Source organism: Pseudomonas sp. PDM14 (genome assembly GCF_014851905.1).
GTDB lineage: Bacteria > Pseudomonadota > Gammaproteobacteria > Pseudomonadales > Pseudomonadaceae > Aquipseudomonas.
Genome location: NZ_JACVAQ010000001.1, coordinates 846,435 through 865,530, shown reverse-complemented (window position 1 = coordinate 865,530; position 19,096 = coordinate 846,435). Strand labels below are relative to the sequence as shown.

General features: G+C 66.8%; 14 protein-coding genes. 12 read left to right on the top strand and 2 right to left on the bottom strand.

Going from position 1 to position 19,096, the window contains the following annotated elements; genetic code table 11:
* Positions 1-6: 6 nt before the first annotated feature.
* Together IB229_RS04045 and IB229_RS04040 are read right to left on the bottom strand one after the other, a co-directional pair.
* A complete protein-coding gene (locus IB229_RS04045) occupies positions 7-1,002 on the bottom strand; it encodes a 2-hydroxyacid dehydrogenase (protein WP_192325202.1) in 996 nt (331 codons plus the stop codon).
* A gap of 81 nt (positions 1,003-1,083) precedes the next feature.
* Entirely contained in the window at positions 1,084-3,837 is a 2,754-nt protein-coding gene (locus IB229_RS04040) for a response regulator (protein ID WP_192325200.1), read from the bottom strand.
* A gap of 114 nt (positions 3,838-3,951) precedes the next feature.
* On the opposite strand from IB229_RS04040, the gene IB229_RS04035 reads away from it, so the two are divergent.
* The 12 genes from IB229_RS04035 to mazG all read left to right on the top strand — a co-directional run bounded on the left by IB229_RS04035 (position 3,952) and on the right by mazG (position 19,032).
* Positions 3,952-4,662 carry a response regulator transcription factor gene (locus IB229_RS04035; protein ID WP_192325198.1) on the top strand — a complete coding sequence of 237 codons (711 nt, stop codon included), beginning with the start codon at positions 3,952-3,954 and terminating at the stop codon, positions 4,660-4,662.
* Positions 4,663-4,666: 4 nt separating this feature from the next.
* A complete protein-coding gene (locus tag IB229_RS04030) occupies positions 4,667-5,998 on the top strand; it encodes a histidine kinase sensor domain-containing protein (RefSeq protein ID WP_192325196.1) in 1,332 nt (443 codons plus the stop codon).
* 176 nt (positions 5,999-6,174) lie between these two features.
* Positions 6,175-8,442, top strand: a complete 2,268-nt coding sequence (locus tag IB229_RS04025; RefSeq protein WP_192325194.1) for a FepA family TonB-dependent siderophore receptor — start codon at positions 6,175-6,177, stop codon at positions 8,440-8,442.
* A gap of 90 nt (positions 8,443-8,532) precedes the next feature.
* The gene (locus IB229_RS04020) at positions 8,533-10,026 is read left to right on the top strand and encodes a class I SAM-dependent methyltransferase (RefSeq protein ID WP_192325191.1); all 1,494 of its coding nucleotides are present in this window, start codon (positions 8,533-8,535) and stop codon (positions 10,024-10,026) included.
* Positions 10,026-10,991 carry an alpha/beta hydrolase gene (locus IB229_RS04015; RefSeq protein WP_192325189.1) on the top strand — a complete coding sequence of 322 codons (966 nt, stop codon included), beginning with the start codon at positions 10,026-10,028 and terminating at the stop codon, positions 10,989-10,991. Before IB229_RS04020 ends, IB229_RS04015 begins: the two co-directional genes overlap by 1 nt.
* Complete coding sequence (locus IB229_RS04010; protein WP_192325187.1) at positions 10,981-11,280, top strand: iron transporter; 300 nt, start codon at positions 10,981-10,983, stop codon at positions 11,278-11,280. Before IB229_RS04015 ends, IB229_RS04010 begins: the two co-directional genes overlap by 11 nt.
* Entirely contained in the window at positions 11,277-12,854 is a 1,578-nt protein-coding gene (locus tag IB229_RS04005; protein WP_192325185.1) for a PepSY-associated TM helix domain-containing protein, read from the top strand. The genes IB229_RS04010 and IB229_RS04005 overlap by 4 nt, the downstream gene beginning before the upstream one ends.
* Positions 12,854-13,204, top strand: a complete 351-nt coding sequence (locus tag IB229_RS04000; protein WP_192325184.1) for a DUF3325 domain-containing protein — start codon at positions 12,854-12,856, stop codon at positions 13,202-13,204. Before IB229_RS04005 ends, IB229_RS04000 begins: the two co-directional genes overlap by 1 nt.
* A gap of 84 nt (positions 13,205-13,288) precedes the next feature.
* Entirely contained in the window at positions 13,289-14,182 is an 894-nt protein-coding gene (cysM, locus tag IB229_RS03995) for a cysteine synthase CysM (protein ID WP_192325182.1), read from the top strand.
* A gap of 67 nt (positions 14,183-14,249) precedes the next feature.
* Positions 14,250-15,602 (top strand): 23S rRNA (uracil(1939)-C(5))-methyltransferase RlmD, encoded by a 1,353-nt coding sequence (gene rlmD, locus IB229_RS03990; protein WP_192325180.1) that lies wholly within the window; start codon positions 14,250-14,252, stop codon positions 15,600-15,602.
* 199 nt (positions 15,603-15,801) lie between these two features.
* On the top strand, positions 15,802-18,051 hold the full coding sequence (gene relA, locus IB229_RS03985) for a GTP diphosphokinase (protein WP_192325178.1): 2,250 nt from the start codon (positions 15,802-15,804) through the stop codon (positions 18,049-18,051).
* A gap of 138 nt (positions 18,052-18,189) precedes the next feature.
* A complete protein-coding gene (gene mazG, locus IB229_RS03980) occupies positions 18,190-19,032 on the top strand; it encodes a nucleoside triphosphate pyrophosphohydrolase (protein WP_192325175.1) in 843 nt (280 codons plus the stop codon).
* Positions 19,033-19,096 lie beyond the last annotated feature (64 nt).

The window sequence follows — 19,096 nt, the reverse complement described above, 5'->3', positions numbered from 1 at the left end:
ATGCTATCACGCGCTCTGTGTCACCTGATTCACCGGTTCGCCGGCAACCCAGGCGGCGATGTTGTCCAGGGTGGTCTGGGCAATTGCGGCCAGCGCCTCGCGGGTAAGGAAGGCCTGGTGGGCGGTGACGATCACATTGGGAAAGCTCAGCAGGCGCGCCAGCACGTCGTCCTGCAGGGGCAGGTCGGAGCGGTCCTCGAAGAACAGCTCGGCTTCCTCTTCATAGACATCCAGGCCCAGGTAGCCGAGCTGGCCGCTCTTCAGTGCCTCGACCAGCGCCGGCGTGTCGACCAGGGCGCCGCGCCCGGTGTTGATCAACATGGCGCCGCGCTTCATCCGCGCCAAGCGTGAGGTGTCGATCAGGTGGTAGCTGTCTTCGCTCAGCGGGCAGTGCAGGCTGATGATGTCGCTGCTGGCGATCAGCTCGTCGAGCGTCACCTGGCGTGCGCCCAGTTCGGCGAGGCCGGCCACCGGGTACGGGTCCTGCAGCAGCACCTGGCAGCCGAAGCCGGCCATGATGCGGGCGAAGCACAGGCCGATCTTGCCTGCGCCGATCACGCCGACGGTCTTGCCATGCAGGTCGAAGCCGGTCAGCCCGCGCAGGGAGAAATCGCCTTCGCGGGTGCGGTTGAAGGCGCGTGGCAGGCAGCGGTTCAGGGCCAGCACCAGCGCCGCAGCGTGCTCGGCCACCGCGTGCGGCGAGTAGGCGGGCACGCGCACCACGGCCAGGCCCAGGCGCTGCGCGGCCTTGAGGTCGACATGGTTGTAGCCGGCCGAGCGCAGGGCGATCAGTCGCGTGCCGCCGGCGGCCAGACGCTCCAGTACAGCCGCGCAGAGGTCGTCGTTGATGAAGGCGCAGACCGCCACGCAGCCGTCGGCCAGCGCCGCGGTCTGCAGGTTCAGGCGGGCTTCCTGGAATTCCGGTTGCCAGTCGGCGCCTTCTGCGGCGGCAAGAAAGCTGTCGCGGTCATAGGCCTTGCTGCTGAACAGGATGATGCGCATCTGGGCTCCGCTTTCGGTACGTTCACTGGTGAGGAACACGCGGGTGCTGGTCGCCAGCACCCTGGCTCCGCCATGCCTGCGCTAGGCGCCGATCACGGCTTCCTGGGCCAGCTTGGCAATGGCGGCGTCGAGTTCGTCCAGCGCGTGCTGGGCATTCGGGTCGTCCTGCTTGAGCAAGGTTTCGCTGCGCTGGCAGGCGGCCCGCAGCTGCGGCACGCCGCAGTAGCGAGTGGCGCCGTGCAGGCGGTGCACGCGTTCGATCAGCGCGCTGCGCTCGTTGTTCTCGCGTGCCTGGCGGATGGCCTGACGGTCGGCGTCGAGCGAGGCCAGCAACATGCTCAGCATATCCGTGGCCAGGTCCGCCTTGCCGGCGGCCAGGCGCAGGCCTTCCTCGGGGTCGAGCACGCGCAGGGTGCTGGCCGCCGGCGCGCTGTCGAGCGGGCTGGCCGCGGCGTAGCTGCGCAGGGCCAGGCCGGTCCACTTGAGCACCACCTGGCCCAGCTGGCGCTCGTTGATCGGTTTGGTCAGGTAGTCGTCCATGCCGCTCTGCAGCAGGGCGCGCTTCTCGTTGGCCAGGGCGTGGGCGGTGAGCGCGACGATCGGCATCGGGCTGCGCTCGCGCTCCTGTTCCCACTGGCGGATCGCCTCGGTGGCCTGGCGCCCGTCCATGCCGGGCATCTGCACGTCCATGAACACCAGGTCGAAGCTGGTGTGCTGGACGGCGTCGACCGCGGCGTAGCCACTGTCCACGGCGGTCACCTCGGCACCCATGTCGCTGAGCAGGGTCTGTACCAGCAGCAGGTTGGCCGGGTTGTCGTCGACGCAGAGCAGGCGCGGTGCGCGGCTGGTCAACGGGGCGCGGTTGTCGAAACGGTGCTGGCGCGGGTTGACCAGGTCGCCCAGGGCGCGCAGCAGCTTGCGCGTGCAGGCCGGCTTGGCGTGCAGCTGGCTGTGCGCATCCGGCAGCGCCTCGTGGTACAGCGCCTGCTCGGTGGTCGGGCACAGCACCAGGGTCTTGCAGCCGAGCTGGTCAAGGTCCCAGATGCGCTCGCCGAGGCGCTCGGGCGGCAGCTCGCGCAGACGCACGCCGAGCACGGCGAGGTCGACCGGCTCGCCGTTCTGCTGGCCCTGGCTGACGCGCTCCAGCAGGCTGTCGAGCGAGGTGAAGGGCAGCACCTGCAGGCCACAGTCTTCGAGCTGGTGATGCAGCGCCTGGCTGACCAGCTCGTGACTCTCCAGCATGGCCACGCGGCGGCCGCGCAGCGGTGCGCTGGGCAGGTCGTCGCTGTCGTCGCGGGCCTTGGGCAGGCTCAGGCTGATCCAGAATTCCGAGCCGCTGCCCGGGTTGCTTTCGACGCCGATCTCGCCGCCCATCTGTTCGACCAGGCGTTTGGAAATCACCAGACCCAGGCCGGTGCCGCCGGCCTGGCGGCTCAGCGAATTGTCGGCCTGGCTGAAGGCCTGGAATAGCGCGCGCAGGTCTTCGTCGGAAAGACCGACGCCGGTGTCCTGCACGCTGATGCGCAGCTGCGCGCGGTCGTCGCTTTCGTCCTCGACCATGGCGCGCACGGCGATGGTGCCTTCGCGGGTGAACTTGATGGCGTTGCTCACCAGGTTGGTCAGCACCTGCTTGAGACGCTGCGGGTCGCCCTGCAGCGACAGCGGCGTGTCGCGGTAGACCAGGCTGACCAGCTCCAGCTGCTTCTGGTGGGCGGCAGGGGCGAGGATGGTCAGGGTGTCCTGCAGCAGGTCGCGCAGGTTGAACGGGATGCTTTCGAGGACCAGCTTGCCGGCCTCGATCTTGGAGAAGTCGAGGATCTCGTTGATGATCCCCAGCAGGCTTTCCGCGGATTTCTCGATGGTGCCCAGGTAGTCCTGCTGGCGTGGGTTGAGGTCGCTTTTCTGCAGCAGGTTGGTGAAACCGAGGATGCCGTTGAGCGGGGTGCGGATCTCGTGGCTCATGTTGGCGAGGAACTCGGACTTGATCCGGCTGGCCTCCAAGGCTTCCTTGCGCGCGAAATCCAGCTCGATGTTCTGGATCTCGATGGTTTCCAGGTTCTGCCGCACGTCCTCGGTGGCCTGGTCGATGCTGTGCTGCAGCTCCTCCTGGGCGTTCTGCAGCGACTCGGCCATGCGGTTGATGCCCGAGGCCAGCTCGTCCAGCTCATGGTTGCCGGAGGTCGGCAGGCGGGTTTGCAGGTGGCCTTCCTTGAGCTGGCCGACACCGTGGGCGATGCGCCGCAGCGGTTCGTTGATGGTGCGGCTCATGCGCAGGGCGAGCAGGGCGGTGATGGTCAGCCCGGTGATGATCAGCAGCAGGCTGGCGAGCAGGCTGCGGTAGCCCTGCAGCAGGGTGCGGTGGTGCGAAAGCTCCAGCTCGACCCAGCCGATCAGGCGGTTGGCTTCTTCGTCGGTCTGCGCGCCGGCGAGGCTGTGGTGGCGGCCGTAGACCGGCAGCAGGAAGCGCGTGGCGTCCTGGCTGCGGTTCTGCATCATCGGGCTGCCGTCGCTGGGCGGCGCGGCGTTGAGCATCTTCGGCCCGGCCTGGGCCAGTGGCTGGCGTTCGCTGGAGAGGAAGCTGACGGCGCGCACATCCGGCTGGTTGAGGGTTTCCTTGGCCAGGCGCTCGAGCAGCACACCGTCGTTGCGGGCCAGGGCGGGTGCGGCGAGTGGCGCGAGTTGCTGCACCACCAGTTCGCCACGCTGCTGCAGCTGCGCGCGCAGTTCGGCCAGTTGCATCCAGGTGAAGTAGCCGCCGAGTACCAGGGCCAGCAGGCTGGTGGGCAACAGGGTGAGCAGCAGCACGCGCCCCTTGATACCGAGATCCTTGAACACGACGTTCTCCAGCGGAAGGTTGCAGGCAGTTTAGCGATTCGTCGGGTGGGAATCTGTAGGCGTATTTGCCAGAATGCGCGGAGAAAGAAATATTCGCATCTGCAGGCCATTCCCATGCAACCTGAAAACACGCCTCCGGCCCGCATCCTGGCCATCGAGGACGACCCCATCCTGGCCGCCCACCTGGGTGAGCACCTCGGGCGTCGCGGTTTCGACGTGTCGTTGCGCCACGATGGCGACGATGGCCTGAACCTGGCCCGCGAGCAGGACTTCGACCTGATCCTGATGGACATCATGCTGCCCAGCCGCAGTGGCCTGGAGGTGCTCGCCGAGCTGCGCCGCCAGCGCCGGGTGCCGGTGATCCTGATGTCCGCCCTGGGCGGCGAGCAGGATCGCATCGCCGGTTTCAGCCAGGGTGCCGACGATTACCTGCCCAAGCCGTTCAGCATGAGCGAGATGATCGTGCGCATCGAGGCGATCCTGCGCCGCGTGGCCTACGAGCGTAGCGAGCGGGTGCAGGTCGAGAGCGCGCCGCAGCTGCGCCTGGACGAGTCCCGCCTGGATGTCCGCCATGCCGGGCAATGGGCACAGCTGACGGTCACCGAGTTCCGCCTGCTGGAGACCTTCGTGCGCCACACCGGCGAGGTGCTGAGCAAGGCCTTCCTCTATCAGCAGGTGCTGCACCGCCCGTACTCCCAGCATGATCGCAGCCTGGACATGCACGTCAGCCATATCCGCCGCAAGCTGCAGGCCATCGGCTACCAGGCCGGCCGCCTGGATACCGCCTGGGGCAAGGGCTACCTGTTCCAGTGCGACGAGGGTTGAGGTCGTGCTCACCCGTCATTCGCTGTTCTGGAAGCTGACCGGCGCCCTCGCGCTGTTCTGCCTGCTGCTGGTCAGCCTCAACCTGGACGTGGGCCGGCTGGTCCATGAAGCGACGTCACGCCTGTCCGACTCATCCAAGGCGGTCATGCGCGGTTATGCGCAGGAAGCCGAGAACGCCTGGCGCGAGCGCGGCGTTGCGGGTGTTGATGCGTACCTGCAGGCGCTGCGCGAGCGCGAGCACGTCTGGGCCGTGGTGGTCAGCGACCACAATGATGCGTTGTCGCCGCCGGTGCTCAGCGCTGAGGAAAGCAAGCGTCTGCTGTTCATCCGTTCGCTGGAAGGCGCCTTGGGCAATCCCAACGGCTGGCCCACGTTCTATATCCCGTTCAACGATGGCCAGCACCGCCTGGTGATGGAGTTGCCGCGGGAGCTGAGCCCGCGTCAGCACCGCCAAATCTGGGAACTGTTGCTGCAACGGGTGCTGCCGGGCGTGCTCGCCGTGCTGCTCGGGATGTTGCTCTACCGTGCACTGATTTCCCCGCTGGGCGCGCTGCATCGCCAGGCCCTGGCGCTCAGTGCCGGCAACCTCGGTGCGCGCGTGGGCACGGACGTCAGCCGCCGGCGCGACGAGCTGGGTGAACTGGGGCGAGCCTTCGACCACATGGCCGAGCGCCTGGAGCACACCGTCGGCTACCAGCGCCAGCTGCTGCGCGACCTGTCCCACGAACTGCGCACGCCGTTGTCGCGGTTGCGCGTGGCCAGCGAGTGCGCCACCGATGTCGAGACGCTGCGCCAGCGTCTGGAACGTGAGGTCGACGGCATGCAGCAACTGGTGGACAACACCCTGGAACTGGTCTGGCTGGATACCGAACGGCCGCGGCTGCCCATGGAAGACATCGATGTCCGCGCGCTGTGGGGCGTGCTGGCCGAGAACGCCTGCTTCGAGAGCGGCTGGCCGGCGCAGCAGCTGGTCTGCGAGCTACCGGCGGACTGCCGCGTGCATGGCCACCTCAATGGCCTGGCCCAGGCGCTGGAAAACATCCTGCGCAATGCCATCCGCCATTCGCCTGCCGGTGGCGTGATCCGCTTCGGCGGCCGTCGCCTGGAGCGGCGCTGGCACCTGTGGCTGGAGGATGAAGGCAAGGGCGTGGCCGATAACGAGCTGGAAACCATCTTCCGCCCGTTTACCCGCCTGTGCGCGGCACGGCCCGGTGGCGAAGGTTTCGGCCTGGGTTTGGCCATCGCGCGCAGCACGGTGCGCCTGCAGGGCGGCCAGCTGTGGGCGGAAAATGGCGCCCAGGGTTTGCGCCTGAATCTGTTTTTACCAAATGTATAGTTTGTAAATGATCTTTACTCACAAATAGGAATTCATATCATCCGCGCCGATCCCCGCGCACAGACCGTGGGCGAATCGGAAAGTTCTGGATGACCGCCGCTTATTTCCTGGCCACCGCCCACTTGCCGTTCTGCCCGTCTCCTGTGCCCTCTGTCATTGCAACAGGAGCGTTGTCCATGCAGTCTCGATTCAAGCTCAGCCATCTGTCCCTGGCCCTTCTCGCCGCCTCTGCCCCCTCCATGCTACTGGCCGCGCCGCTGGAAATCGGCCTGGACGACGTGCCGGTGGAAAGCACCGATCTGCCGGTGGATGGCACCGACCAGGCGCTGCAGCTGCAGGAGACCCGCGTACTGGGCACCGCCGAGCAGGAGCTGAAGCAGGCGCCGGGTGTGTCGATCATCACCGCCGACGACATCAAGAAGCGCCCGCCGGCCAACGACCTGTCCGATGTCATTCGCCGCGAGCCCGGCGTCAACCTGACCGGCAACAGCCCCAGCGGTTCGCGTGGCAACAACCGCCAGATCGACCTGCGCGGCATGGGCCCGGAAAACACCCTGATCCTCATCGACGGCAAACCTTCTACCTCGCGCAACGCCGTGCGCTATGGCTGGAACGGTGACCGCGACACCCGTGGCGAAACCAACTGGGTGCCGGCTGAAGAAGTCGAGCGCATCGAGATCCTGCGTGGCCCGGCTGCTGCGCGTTATGGCTCCGGGGCTATGGGCGGTGTGGTGAACATCATCACCAAGCGCCCGACCAAAGAGCTGCGTGGCTCGATGACCCTGTACACCATCCTTCCCGAAGACGACGCCGAAGGCGCCGGCAAGCGTGCGAACTTCAACCTCAGCGGCCCGCTGACCGACAACCTGGCGTTCCGCCTGTACGGCGGTGCGAACAAGACCGATGCCGACGATTCCGACATCAATGCCAGCCACCAGGCGGATGCGGGCGGCCTGGTCGCCGGCCGTGAAGGCGTGCGCAACAAGGACATCAATGGCCTGCTCAGCTGGCAGCTGACCCCCGAGCAGACCCTCGATCTGGAAGCCAGCTACAGCCGCCAGGGCAACATCTACACCGGCGATACCATGAACAGCAACGGTGGCGGCAACCTGCCGTTCATCAACAGCCTGACCGGTACGGAAACCAACGTCATCCAGCGCACCAGCTACTCGCTGACGCACAACGGTGATTTCGACTGGGGCAGCAGCAAGGCCTCGCTGAGCTACGACTACACCCGCAACGAGCGCCTCAACGAAGGCCTGGCGGGCGGCCCGGAAGGGGCCCCGGCCCAAGGTGCCGGCGTGTTCATGTCGCGTCTGCGCAACACCCGCGCCGCCGCCGAGGTCAACCTGCCGCTGAGCCTTGGCTTCGAGCAGGTGCTGACGCTGGGTGGCGAGTATCTCTACGAGTCGATGAACGACCCAGGCTCGATGCGCGCGCAGAGCTTCGACCCGGGTGTCGGTGCGATCCCGGCGATCCCCGGTTTCGACCGCAGCCAGACCAAGACCACGGCAGACAGCTACGCGCTGTTCGTCGAGGACAACATCGAAGTGGGTGCCAACACCATCGTCACCCCCGGCCTGCGCTACGACGAGCATGAGGAGTTTGGCGGCAACTGGAGCCCGAGCCTCAACGCCTCCCATGAGCTGACCGACGAACTGACCCTCAAAGGCGGCATCGCCCGCGCCTACAAGACGCCGAACCTGTACCAGTCCAACCCCAACTACCTGCTGTACAGCATGGGCAACGGCTGTAACGCCAACGAAGCCAACGCCGGTGGCTGCTACCTGATCGGTAACCCGGACCTGGAGCCGGAAACCAGCATCAACAAGGAAATCGGCCTGTCCTTCGACAAGGGCACCTGGCACACCAGCGCCACCTACTTCCGCAACGACTACAAGAACAAGATCATCGGCAGCAACGATTACGCCTTCGCCCTGAGCAACGGCCGTCGCGTGCAGCAGTGGGTCAACGCCAACAAGGCGGTGGTCGAAGGCGTCGAGGGCAACCTGTTCATCGCCCTGGCCAGCAACCTGGAGTGGAACACCAACCTCACCTACATGATCGAGTCCGAGGACAAGGACACCGGCGAGCCGCTCAGCGTGATCCCCGAGTACACCCTCAACTCGACCCTCGACTGGTACGTCACCGAGCAGCTCTCTCTGCAGGTCAATGGCACCTACTACGGTAAGCAGGAAGCGCCGAGCTACAACCCGCGTACCGACCAGGCGTATGACGCAGATGCGCAGAAGGATGTCGATCCCTACGGCATGATGGGGCTCAGCGCCGGCTACGAGTTCAACGAGAACTACAGCGTGCGCCTGGGTATCAACAACCTCTTCGACAAGCGCATCTACCGCGAAGGCAACGCCTCCAGCGCCGGTGCCGTGACCTACAACGAACCGGGCCGTGCCTACTTCGCGTCGGTGACCGCTTCGTTCTGATGCAACCGTGCTCCTTCCCTGCCCACCGCGGCAGGGCTCCAACTCCGCCAGGCTTGCCTGGCGGAGTATTTTCATCCTGAGAGGTCTGCAATGCCGCTGTGGAACGAGGGCTACCTGGCCGAGTCGGTCTATCCCCACCATGTCCAGGGCGAAATGTCGCCGTCGTGGCTGAGCGCCGTGCTCACCGCCCTGGGCCAGCGTGCGCCGGATGTGGCGCAGCCGTTTCGTTACTGCGAGCTTGGCTGCGGCCAGGGCCTGAACGCCCTGTTGCTGGCAGCGAGCAACCCGTGCGGGCAGTTTGTCGCGGTGGACTTCAACGCCCAGCACATCGCCCACGGCAGGCGTCAGGCACAGGCCGCCGGGTTGAGCAACCTGGAATTTCTCCAGGCCGATTTCGCTTCACTGGCCGCCCAGCCGCCCGGCGAAGGCTTCGACTTCATCGTTCTGCACGGCGTGTACTCCTGGGTGTCGCCGGCCAACCGCCAGGCCCTGCGTCGCTTCATCGCGCTGACGCTGAAGCCGGGCGGGGTGGTCTACCTCGGCTACATGAGCCATCCCGGGTTGTCCGCCTTCGCCAGTGCCCAGCGCCTGATCTGGCAGACCGCACAGGCCGCCAGCGGCAACGAACAGCAGCGCCTGCGTGCCGGCCTCGATGCTTTGGCGCAGTGGCAAGCCGCCGGTGCCGGCTACTTCGTCGACCACCCGGATGTGGCCCGGCGCCTGGCGCGGCAGTCGAGCGAGGACCTCGGCTACCTGGCCCACGAACTGCTTTGCGAACACTGGGCGCCGCAGCATGCGGCCGAGGTGATCGCTGATTTCGCCGCCATCGACTGCCGCTTCGTCGGCAGTGCCACGCCGCTGGAGAACATCGACGAGCTGTCGCTGCCGGCCGGTTGTCTGTCGCTGCTGCAGGGCCTGGATGATCCGGCTCAGCGCGAAACCGCCAAGGACATCGCCCGTAACCAGGCGCAGCGCCGCGACCTCTACCTGCGCCAGGCGCAGGCGCTCACGGCGAGTGAGCACCGCCAGGCATTGCTGGGCAGTTGCTGGGCCGTGCTGCCCGGCGCGCCTGCTGATGGGCCGGTGCTGTTCGATACGCGCATTGGCCCGGTTGAAGGCGATGTCAGCCTCTATGGCCCGCTGCTGCAAGCACTGGGCGAGGGGCCGCAGAGCTTTGCCGAGCTGGCGCGGCGCCCGCAACTAAGCGGGCAGATCGGCCTGCTCAGTGGCGCCCTGCAACTGCTGACCTGGGCCGGTCATGCCCATCCGCTGCGGGCTGGTGCGGTGGATGTCGCGTGCTGCCAGCGCGTCAACCGCGTGCTGGCCGAAGGGGCGCTGCATGGCAGCGGCTACACCCACCTGGCCGCGCCGAGCCTGGGCGCGGGTATCGCCGCGAACACGCTGGAGATGGCCTCCGCCCGCGTGCTGCTGGAGCACCCGGCGCTGCGCGGCAGCTTGCTGCACGAAACCGTGCTGGCGCTGCTACGGCGCACGGGGCACGGGTTCGATAGTGATGTGGCAACTCACCTGCAGCGTTTCGAAGCCGTCACGCTGCCGGTCTGGCAACGACTCGGGGTGGTCTGATGACGCGCACGATACTTCTGGCTCTTATCTGCCTGCCGCTGCTGGCGCTGGCCAAGCCTGACCTCAGCGAAAAGCTGGGGCCGAACATCGCCGAGCGCGGGTCGACGTTCTATCGCTTCGAGCAGCTCGAGCTGGGCTCGGCCGATGGCCAGCGTCAGTACCGCATCTGGATCGGCGTGCCGCAGCGCCCGGCGCCGCAGGGTGGTTATCCGGCGCTGTACATGCTCGATGGCAACGCGGCGATGGACACCCTCGACGAGGCGCAGCTGGCAGCGCTGGACCGGCGCGATCCGCCGGTGCTGGTAGCCATCGGCTACGCCACCGACCTGCGTTTCGACGTGGTCGCTCGCGCCTACGACTACACGCCGCCGCTGCCCGGCGCAGAGCCGGTGATCGACGATCTGGTGCGCGAGCGCCGCGGTGGTGGTGCGGATGTATTCCTGCAGCTGATCGAACAGCGGATCAAACCGGCCGTGGCCGCCCGAGCCCCCATCGACGGGCAGCGGCAGACGCTGTGGGGGCATTCCTATGCGGGCCTGTTCGCCCTGCACACGCTGTTCACCCGGCCGCAGAGTTTCCAGGCCTACGCCATCGCCGACCCCTCACTGTGGTGGCAGAAGGGCTTCATCCTCAGCGAGGAACAGACCTTTCTTGCCTCCAAGCCAGCGCTTCCCGGAGGGCGCCTGCTGCTGATGCGTGGTATCGGCAATGCCGGGGATCGTCCGCCGCGTGCCGGGATGGATGCCAAGGTGGTGGCCGCCCGCCGCGAGGCGATGGCCAGCGTGCCGGCCGATGCCGCGCTGCAGATGACCCGGCGCCTGGCTCAGGTGCCGGGCCTGCAGGTGCATTACCGGGAATTCCCCGGCCTCGGCCACGGGCCACTGTTGCCTGCCTCGTTGCCACCGGCGCTGCAACTGGCCAGCGAGCCCGGAAACCCCTTATCAGGAGACCGCCATGAGCAGTAAGGCCGCCGATGGCCAGCGCTGGCTGGAGATGCTTTCGCGCACAGGCGCCGCCATTTTCGGTGGTTACGCCTTCACCTATGCCGCCACGGCCGCCATTGCCCGGGCACTGCCGCTGGCCAATGTCGACGCGGTGGTGGTGGCGACGCTGCTGTCGTTCACCTTCTACACCCTGGTCGTACTCTGGGCCTTCGCCGCTCGTACGGCGTGGCGTGCCTGGTATGTGCTACTGCTGGCGGTGCCGCTGGCGCTCGTCGGCTTCTGGCCGCAGGTGCTGGAGTTCCTGAAATGAAGCCGCAAACCCTGACGCAATCGATGTCCTGGCTGCATACCTGGGGTGGGCTGGTGCTCGGCTGGCTGCTGTTCGCCATCTTCCTCACCGGCACGCTGGCGGTGTTCGACAAGGAGATCGACCAGTGGATGCAGCCAGAGCTGCAGCCTGTAACCGTCGACCAGACGCAGGCGGCGCAGGCAGCCCTCGGCTATCTGCAGCGCATCGCGCCGGATGCCACGGCCTGGAACATCAGCCTGCCGACCGTGCGTTCGCCTGGCCTCAGCGCGTCGAGCGGGGAAGGGCGGCGCGGCGGTGGCCAGGACCTCGATCCGCAGACCGGCGAGCCGCTCAAGGCGCGCGCCACGGCGGGCGGGCAGTACTTTTTCCATTTCCACTACACCCTGCACCTGCCGCGCATGATCGGCATCTGGGTGGTCGGTTTCGCCGCCCTGGCCATGCTGGTGGCGCTGGTCAGCGGCATCATCATCCACAAGAAGTTCTTCAAGGAGTTCTTCACCTTTCGCCCGGCCAAGGGCCAGCGCTCGTGGCTGGATGCGCATAACGCCAGCGGCGTGCTGCTGCTGCCGTTCCACCTGATGATCACCTACACCGGCCTGGTGATTTTCTACCTCATCTATATGCCGGCGGGCGTGCAGGCGCTGTACGACGGTGACGCCCAGGCCATGTTCCGCGACATGCGCCCGGAAATGGCCGCACAGGGCGGCGGTGGTCGTGGCGAGCGCGAGCGTGGCCCGCGCGATGCACCGCGTGAGCGCGCGCCGGCCGCACCGATGCTGCCGATCGCAGGTTTCATCGCACAGGCCGAAGCGCATTACGGCGCCGGCATGCTCGGCGGCCTGAACATCAGCAATCCGGGGCGGGCCAATGCCCAGGTCGCGATCAGCCCACTGCTCGGCAGCCGCATGGAGCTGACCAAGGGCGAGCGCATGCTGTTCGACGGCGTGACCGGCAAGGTGTTGCAGGCGCCACCCGTCTCGCGGCCGAGCGTGCTGACCCAGCGCGTCATGTCCGGCCTGCACTTCGCCCAGTTCGGCGGCTACCCGATGCGCTGGCTGTACTTCGTCTGCGGCCTGGTCAGCAGCGCGATGATCGCCACCGGGCTGGTGCTGTTCACCGTCAAGCGGCGGCGCCGGCCGGATGCCGATGGCCCGGTGGCGGCGCGTATGTATGCGCTGGCCGAGCCGATCAACATCGCCGTGATCGCCGGCCTGTGCATCGCCTGCGTCGGCATGCTCTGGGCCAATCGCCTGCTGCCGGTGGAGCTGGCGCAGCGCGGCGACTGGGAGATACGCGTGTTCTTCGCCCTCTGGCTGCTCAGCCTGGCGCATGCCTGGCTGCGCCCCTACAAGGCGGCGTGGCGTGAGCAGCTCGGCTTGGGCGCCGCGCTGTGCATCGGACTGCCAGTGCTCGGCGCGGTCACCGGGGGAGAAGGGCAAACGCGCCTGTTGCTGGAACTGACCAGCGTGGCGCTGGGCGCCTGCCTGGCCTGGGCCTGCTGGAAGGTCAGCCGGCCGGTGGTCGAGAAGGTGCCACGGCGGGCACCACGTGCGGCCGCAGCGGAGGTGGCGTGATGCTCAGTGCATTCTTCGGCGGCGTGCTGTTGGCTTATAGCGGCATGCTCGCCCTGTGCCAGGGCCTGGAACGGCATTACAAACAGGTGTGGGGCAAGGTGCCGAGCCTGGCCGTGCGCCGGGGGCTGCGTGCTGCCGGTTGGCTGGCGCTGGCACTGAGCTTCGCTGCCTGCGTGGCGAGCTGGGGCTGGGCGATGGGGCCGGTGGGCTGGTTCGGGCAGATTTCCCTGGCCGGCTTCGCCCTGGTCATGTTGTTGCCCTATGCGCCGCGTCTGAGTGTCTGGCTGCCGGCGGCCGGCGCGCTGCTGTGGGGCGGCTGTTGGTTACTGACTTATAGCGTTCAGCTCTAAGGTGCGCGCGTTCCGCAATAGGGTCCGCGCAGGTTTGCCGCTATCATAGGCGCCCCTTCCCGTGTCTGGATTGCGAACACCGCCATGACCGTGCAGTACCCCACCATCGCCGATTGCATCGGCAACACCCCGCTGGTCCGCTTGCAACGTCTGCCCGGCCACACCTCGAATACCCTGCTGGTGAAGCTCGAGGGCAACAACCCAGCTGGATCGGTGAAAGACCGTCCGGCCCTGTCGATGATCAGCCGCGCCGAACTGCGCGGCGATATCCAGCCCGGCGACGTGCTGATCGAAGCCACCTCCGGCAACACCGGCATCGCCCTGGCGATGGCGGCGGCGATCAAGGGCTACAAGATGGTCCTGATCATGCCCGACAACTCCACCGCCGAGCGCAAGGCGGCGATGACCGCCTATGGCGCCGAGCTGATCCTGGTCGAAACCATGGAGGGCGCGCGCGACCTGGCGCTGCAGATGCAGGCCGACGGCCGCGGCAAAGTGCTCGACCAGTTCGCCAACGGCGACAACCCGATCGCGCACTACACCAGCACCGGCCCGGAAATCTGGCAGCAGACTCAGGGCCAGATCACCCATTTCGTCAGCTCCATGGGTACCACCGGCACCATCATGGGCGTGTCGCGTTACCTCAAGGAACAGAACCCCGCGGTCGAGATCGTCGGCCTGCAGCCGCAGGAAGGCTCGTCGATTCCGGGTATCCGCCGCTGGCCCGAGGAATACCTGCCGAAGATCTTCGACGCCACGCGGGTCGACCGTGTGGTCGACATGAGCCAGCTGGAAGCGGAGCAGACCATGCGCCGCCTGGCCCGTGAAGAAGGCATCTTCTGCGGCGTTTCGTCGGGTGGTTCGGTGGCGGCCATGCTGCGCCTGTCGCAACAGGTGGAGAATGCCGTGATCGTGGCGATCGTCTGCGACCGTGGCGACCGCTACCTGTCCGCCGGGATCTACGACGATCCACAATGAGCCGCTGCGCGATGTCGTGCGCGCCCGCTTGCCGTTTCCCCCTTTGTTGATTTGCAGGTACCGATAGATGGCCAAACGCAGTCCTGGCCTGCGCTTCCAACCCAGTGGCGGCGAGCGCAAGGCCCAGGTGCCGGTGGGCAAGAAGCAGGTGCTCGCCATTGAGCGCCTGGCCCACGATGGCCGGGGTATCGCCTTCCTCGATGGCAGCAGCTGGTTCGTCGCCGGCGCGTTGCCCGGCGAGCAGGTCGAGGCGCGCGTGCTCGGCGCGCGCAGCCAGGTAGTCGAGGCACGTACCGAGCGTGTGCTGCGCGCCGTCGATACACGGCGCCCGGCGCCCTGCGTGCATGCCGGCAGCTGTGGCGGCTGCACGCTGCAACATCTGCCGCATGCCGAACAACTTGCGCTGAAACAGCGCAGCCTGGCCGAACAGCTGCAACGCGTTGCCGGCCTCGAACCCGAGGAATGGGCCGCGCCGCTGGTCGGTGCCGAGTTCGGCTACCGTCGCCGCGCGCGCATCGCCGTGCGCTGGGACGTCAAGCGCAAGGCACTGGATGTCGGCTTCCGCGCCGCGGCCAGCCAGGACATCGTCGCCATCGACGAATGCCCGGTGCTGGTACAGCCCTTGCAGCCGATCTTCAACGCGCTGCCGGTGTTACTGCGCAGCCTGGACAAACCCCAGGCGGTCGGTCACGTCGAACTGTTCCATGGCTCGGCCAGCGCGTTGTTGCTGCGCCATACCGCGCCGCTGGGCGACGAGGATCTTGAGCGTCTGCGCGCGTTCAGCGCCGCGCACCAGGCGCAGCTGTGGCTGCATGGTGTCGGCGAGCCGCAGGCGGATGTGCCCGGTCAGGAGCTGGGGTACGACCTGGCGACCTGGGGCCTGCACCTGCAGTACCGCCCGGGCGATTTCGTCCAGGTCAACGCCGCCGTCAACGAGGCGATGGTCGCACAGGCACTCGAGTGGCTGGCGCCGCATACTCAGGCGCGGGTGCTGGATCTGTTCTGCGGCCTGGGCAACTTCGCCCTGCCGTTGGCGCAGCGGGTGGCCGAGGTGGTGGCCGTGGAAGGCGTGGAGGTGATGGTCGAGCGCGCGCGTGGCAATGCCGTGGCCAATGGCCTGGGCAATCTGCACTTTTTCCGCGCCGACCTGTCGAAGCCGCTGGCCGACGCGGCCTGGGCACGCAAGGGCTTCGATGCGGTACTGCTCGATCCGCCGCGTGACGGCGCCTTCGAGGTGGTGAAACAGATGAAGAAGCTGGGCGCGCAGCGCCTGGTGTATGTGTCCTGTAACCCGGCCACGCTGGCGCGCGATGCGGGTGAACTGGTCAAGCAGGGGTATCGGCTCAAACGTGCCGGCATCCTCGACATGTTTCCGCAGACGGCGCATGTCGAAGCCATGGCGCTGTTCGAGAAGGGCTAGATCGGCCTGGCCGACAGAGAGACATTTGGTAACGCCAAGTGGACGACGATCGAAGTCGGCCTGCGGCAGAATCGGTCCGTCAGCATGACGGCCGTGCGACGAAGAATAGGGCCATGGCAGGCCTCAAACATCCGACCGGCCCAGAGAAGGCTGGCGACAATCCGGCGAGTTGCGTGCTTGCCGTAGGGAAGGTAACGAGATGGTACAGGTCAGGGCCCATCAGCCCATCAACGATGATGGCAGCATCAACCTGGACGCATGGCTGGACCATGCCCTGAGCGCTGACCCGGCGCTGGATCGCGAGGCACTGAAAGCCGCCTGCGAGTTCGCCCGTGACGCCGAGCAGCAGGCCAACGCCGCGCAGAACCTGTGGGCCGAAGGCAACTCCAGCTTCCAGACCGGCCTGGAAATCGCCGAGATTCTCGCCGACCTCAAACTCGATCAGGACTCGCTCGTCGCCGCGGTGATCTACCGCGCCGTGCGCGAGGGCAAGACCACGCTCAAGGCGGTGCAGGAGCGCTTCGGCTCGGTGGTCGCCAAGCTCATCGAAGGTGTGCTGCGCATGGCCGCGATCAGCGCTTCGCTGAACCCGCGTGACTCCCTGGTGCTCGGCTCCCAGGCGCAGGTGGAGAACCTGCGCAAGATGCTCGTGGCCATGGTCGACGACGTGCGCGTGGCGCTGATCAAGCTGGCCGAGCGCACCTGCGCGATCCGTGCGGTGAAGAACGCCGACGACGAGAAGCGCCACCGCGTCGCCCGCGAAGTCTTCGACATCTATGCGCCGCTGGCTCACCGTCTGGGCATCGGCCATATCAAGTGGGAGCTGGAAGACCTGTCCTTCCGCTACCTCGAGCCCGAGCAGTACAAGCAGATCGCCAAGTTGCTGCACGAGCGCCGCCTGGACCGCGAGCAGTACATCGCCGAAGTGATGCGCCAGCTGCGCGACGAGCTGACCGCCACCGGCATCAAGCCGGACATCAGCGGGCGGGCCAAACACATCTATTCCATCTGGCGGAAGATGCAGCGCAAGGGCCTGCAGTTCAGCCAGATCTACGACGTGCGCGCGGTGCGCGTGCTGGTGCCGGAAATGCGCGACTGCTACACCGCGCTGGGCATCGTGCACAGCCTGTGGCGGCACATCCCCAAGGAGTTCGACGACTACATCGCCAACCCCAAGGAGAACGGCTACCGCTCGCTGCACACCGCGGTGATCGGCCCGGACGGCAAGGTGCTGGAGGTGCAGATCCGCACCACGGCCATGCACGAGGAGGCCGAGCTGGGCGTGTGTGCGCACTGGAAATACAAGGGCACCGACGTCAAGGGCAACTCCGACCACTACGAGGAGAAGATCTCCTGGCTGCGCCAGGTGCTCGAGTGGCATGAGGAGCTGGGCGACATCGGTGGCCTGGCCGAGCAGCTGCGCGTCGACATCGAGCCGGACCGCGTCTACGTGTTCACCCCCGACGGCCATGCCATCGACCTGCCGAAGAATTCCACGCCGCTGGACTTCGCCTACCGCGTGCACACCGAGATCGGCCACAACTGCCGGGGCGCCAAGATCAACGGGCGCATCGTGCCGCTCAACTACAGCCTGCAGACTGGCGAGCAGGTCGAGATCATCACCGGCAAGCAAGGCTCGCCGAGCCGTGACTGGCTCAACCCGAACCTTGGCTACATCACTACCTCGCGGGCGCGGGCGAAGATCGTCCACTGGTTCAAGCTGCAGGCGCGTGACCAGAACGTCGCCGCCGGCAAGGCCATGCTCGAACGCGAGCTGAGCCGCCTGGCGCTGCCGCCGGTGGACTTCGAGAAACTCGCCGAGAAGTGCAACCTGCGCGCCGCCGAAGACATGCACGCGGCCCTCGGTGCCGGCGACCTGCGCCTGGCCCATGCAGTCAACCTGGCGCAGCAGATGGTCGAGCCCGAGCGCGGCACCGAGCAGCTGGAGCTGATCCCGCGTCGTGGCGGCGCCGGTTTGCACAAGCCGGGCAAGCGCGGCGACGTGCAGATCCAGGGCGTCGGCAACCTGCTCACGCAGATGGCCGGCTGCTGCCAGCCGCTGCCGGGTGACCCGATCGTCGGCTACATCACCCTTGGCCGCGGCGTCAGCATCCACCGTCAGGATTGCGCCTCAGTGCTGCAACTGGCCGGGCGCGAGCCGGAGCGGATCATCCAGGTCAGCTGGGGCCCGGTGCCGGTGCAGACCTACCCGGTCGACATCGTGATCAAGGCCTACGACCGTTCCGGCCTGTTGCGCGACGTGTCGCAGATGCTGCTCAACGAGCGCCTCAACGTGCTGGCGGTGAACACCCGCTCGAACAAGGAAGACAACACCGCGACCATGCACCTGACTATCGAGATTCCCGGGCTGGACGCTCTGGGTCGCCTGCTCGGGCGTATCTCGCAGCTGCCCAACATCATCGAGGCGCGGCGCAGCCGAAGCGGTTGAGTGGTTGCGCCCGCTCGTGACGCTCAGTGCTCAGCGCTGCGCGCCGAGCTGGCGCCGCGATACCCATCGCGGCCTGTGCATAGCGTTGCGTTCAGCCTTGATAGCACCACTCCTTCTCCCAATGCGTGAAGCAGGTTTATGACAGACAGCCCCTATACCCTCGACGACCTGCTCTACCTGATGGCGCGCCTGCGTGATCCGCAGCACGGCTGCCCGTGGGACCTCAAGCAGACCTACGCGAGCATCGTGCCCTACACCCTGGAAGAGGCTTACGAGGTGGCCGACGCCATCGAGCGCGCAGACTTCGAGAACCTGCCCGGCGAACTGGGCGACCTGCTGTTCCAGGTCGTCTACTACAGCCAACTGGCGCAGGAGGAGGGGCGTTTCGAATTCGCCTCCGTGGTCGACGCCATCACCCGCAAGCTGGTGCGCCGTCATCCGCACGTGTTCGTCGACGGTGACCTGTACGGCACGCCGGATGCGGCGAAGCTCGAAGAGGCTGCGGTCAAGCAGCGCTGGGAAGAACTCAAGGCCGAGGAGCGCGCCGAGAAGGCGGCGGAGCCTGCGCAGTTGTCGCTGCTCGACGATGTGCCCACGGCACTGCCGGCATTGACTCGCGCTGCCAAGCTGCAGAAGCGCGCGGCGCAGGTTGGCTTCGACTGGCCCGACGCGCTGCCGGTGGTGGACAAGGTGCGCGAGGAGCTGGACGAAGTGCTCGAGGCGATGAGCGAGAATGACTCCGCGGCAGTGGCTGAGGAGATCGGTGACCTGCTGTTCGTCGTCACCAACCTTGCCCGTCATCTCAAGGTCGATCCGGAAACCGCATTGCGCAGTGCCAATCAGAAATTCGAACGGCGTTTCCGTTTCATCGAAGAAACCTTGCGTGCGGCGGGCCAGGCCATCGAAAATTGCACGCTGGAGCAACTGGACGCCCTCTGGGGTGAAGCCAAGAAGCAGGAGAAGCAGTCAGGCGGTTGCTGACCGGCCGCTGTTCCGCCGCGCTGCCGGGTGTGCCCGGCGCTTTTGCTCACCTCATTCTTCGAAC

Excerpts from the sequence above, each read along its gene's own strand:
- rlmD (WP_192325180.1), top strand. The coding sequence starts at position 14,250 with ATGGCCAAACGCAGTCCTGGCCTGCGCTTCCAACCCAGTGGCGGCGAG.
- IB229_RS04020 (WP_192325191.1), top strand. The coding sequence starts at position 8,533 with ATGCCGCTGTGGAACGAGGGCTACCTGGCCGAGTCGGTCTATCCCCAC.
- IB229_RS04005 (WP_192325185.1), top strand. The coding sequence starts at position 11,277 with ATGAAGCCGCAAACCCTGACGCAATCGATGTCCTGGCTGCATACCTGG.
- IB229_RS04015 (WP_192325189.1), top strand. The coding sequence starts at position 10,026 with ATGACGCGCACGATACTTCTGGCTCTTATCTGCCTGCCGCTGCTGGCG.
- IB229_RS04010 (WP_192325187.1), top strand. The coding sequence starts at position 10,981 with ATGAGCAGTAAGGCCGCCGATGGCCAGCGCTGGCTGGAGATGCTTTCG.
- mazG (WP_192325175.1), top strand. The coding sequence starts at position 18,190 with ATGACAGACAGCCCCTATACCCTCGACGACCTGCTCTACCTGATGGCG.
- IB229_RS04000 (WP_192325184.1), top strand. The coding sequence starts at position 12,854 with ATGCTCAGTGCATTCTTCGGCGGCGTGCTGTTGGCTTATAGCGGCATG.
- IB229_RS04045 (WP_192325202.1), bottom strand. The coding sequence starts at position 1,002 with ATGCGCATCATCCTGTTCAGCAGCAAGGCCTATGACCGCGACAGCTTT.
- relA (WP_192325178.1), top strand. The coding sequence starts at position 15,802 with ATGGTACAGGTCAGGGCCCATCAGCCCATCAACGATGATGGCAGCATC.
- cysM (WP_192325182.1), top strand. The coding sequence starts at position 13,289 with ATGACCGTGCAGTACCCCACCATCGCCGATTGCATCGGCAACACCCCG.
- IB229_RS04035 (WP_192325198.1), top strand. The coding sequence starts at position 3,952 with ATGCAACCTGAAAACACGCCTCCGGCCCGCATCCTGGCCATCGAGGAC.
- IB229_RS04025 (WP_192325194.1), top strand. The coding sequence starts at position 6,175 with ATGCAGTCTCGATTCAAGCTCAGCCATCTGTCCCTGGCCCTTCTCGCC.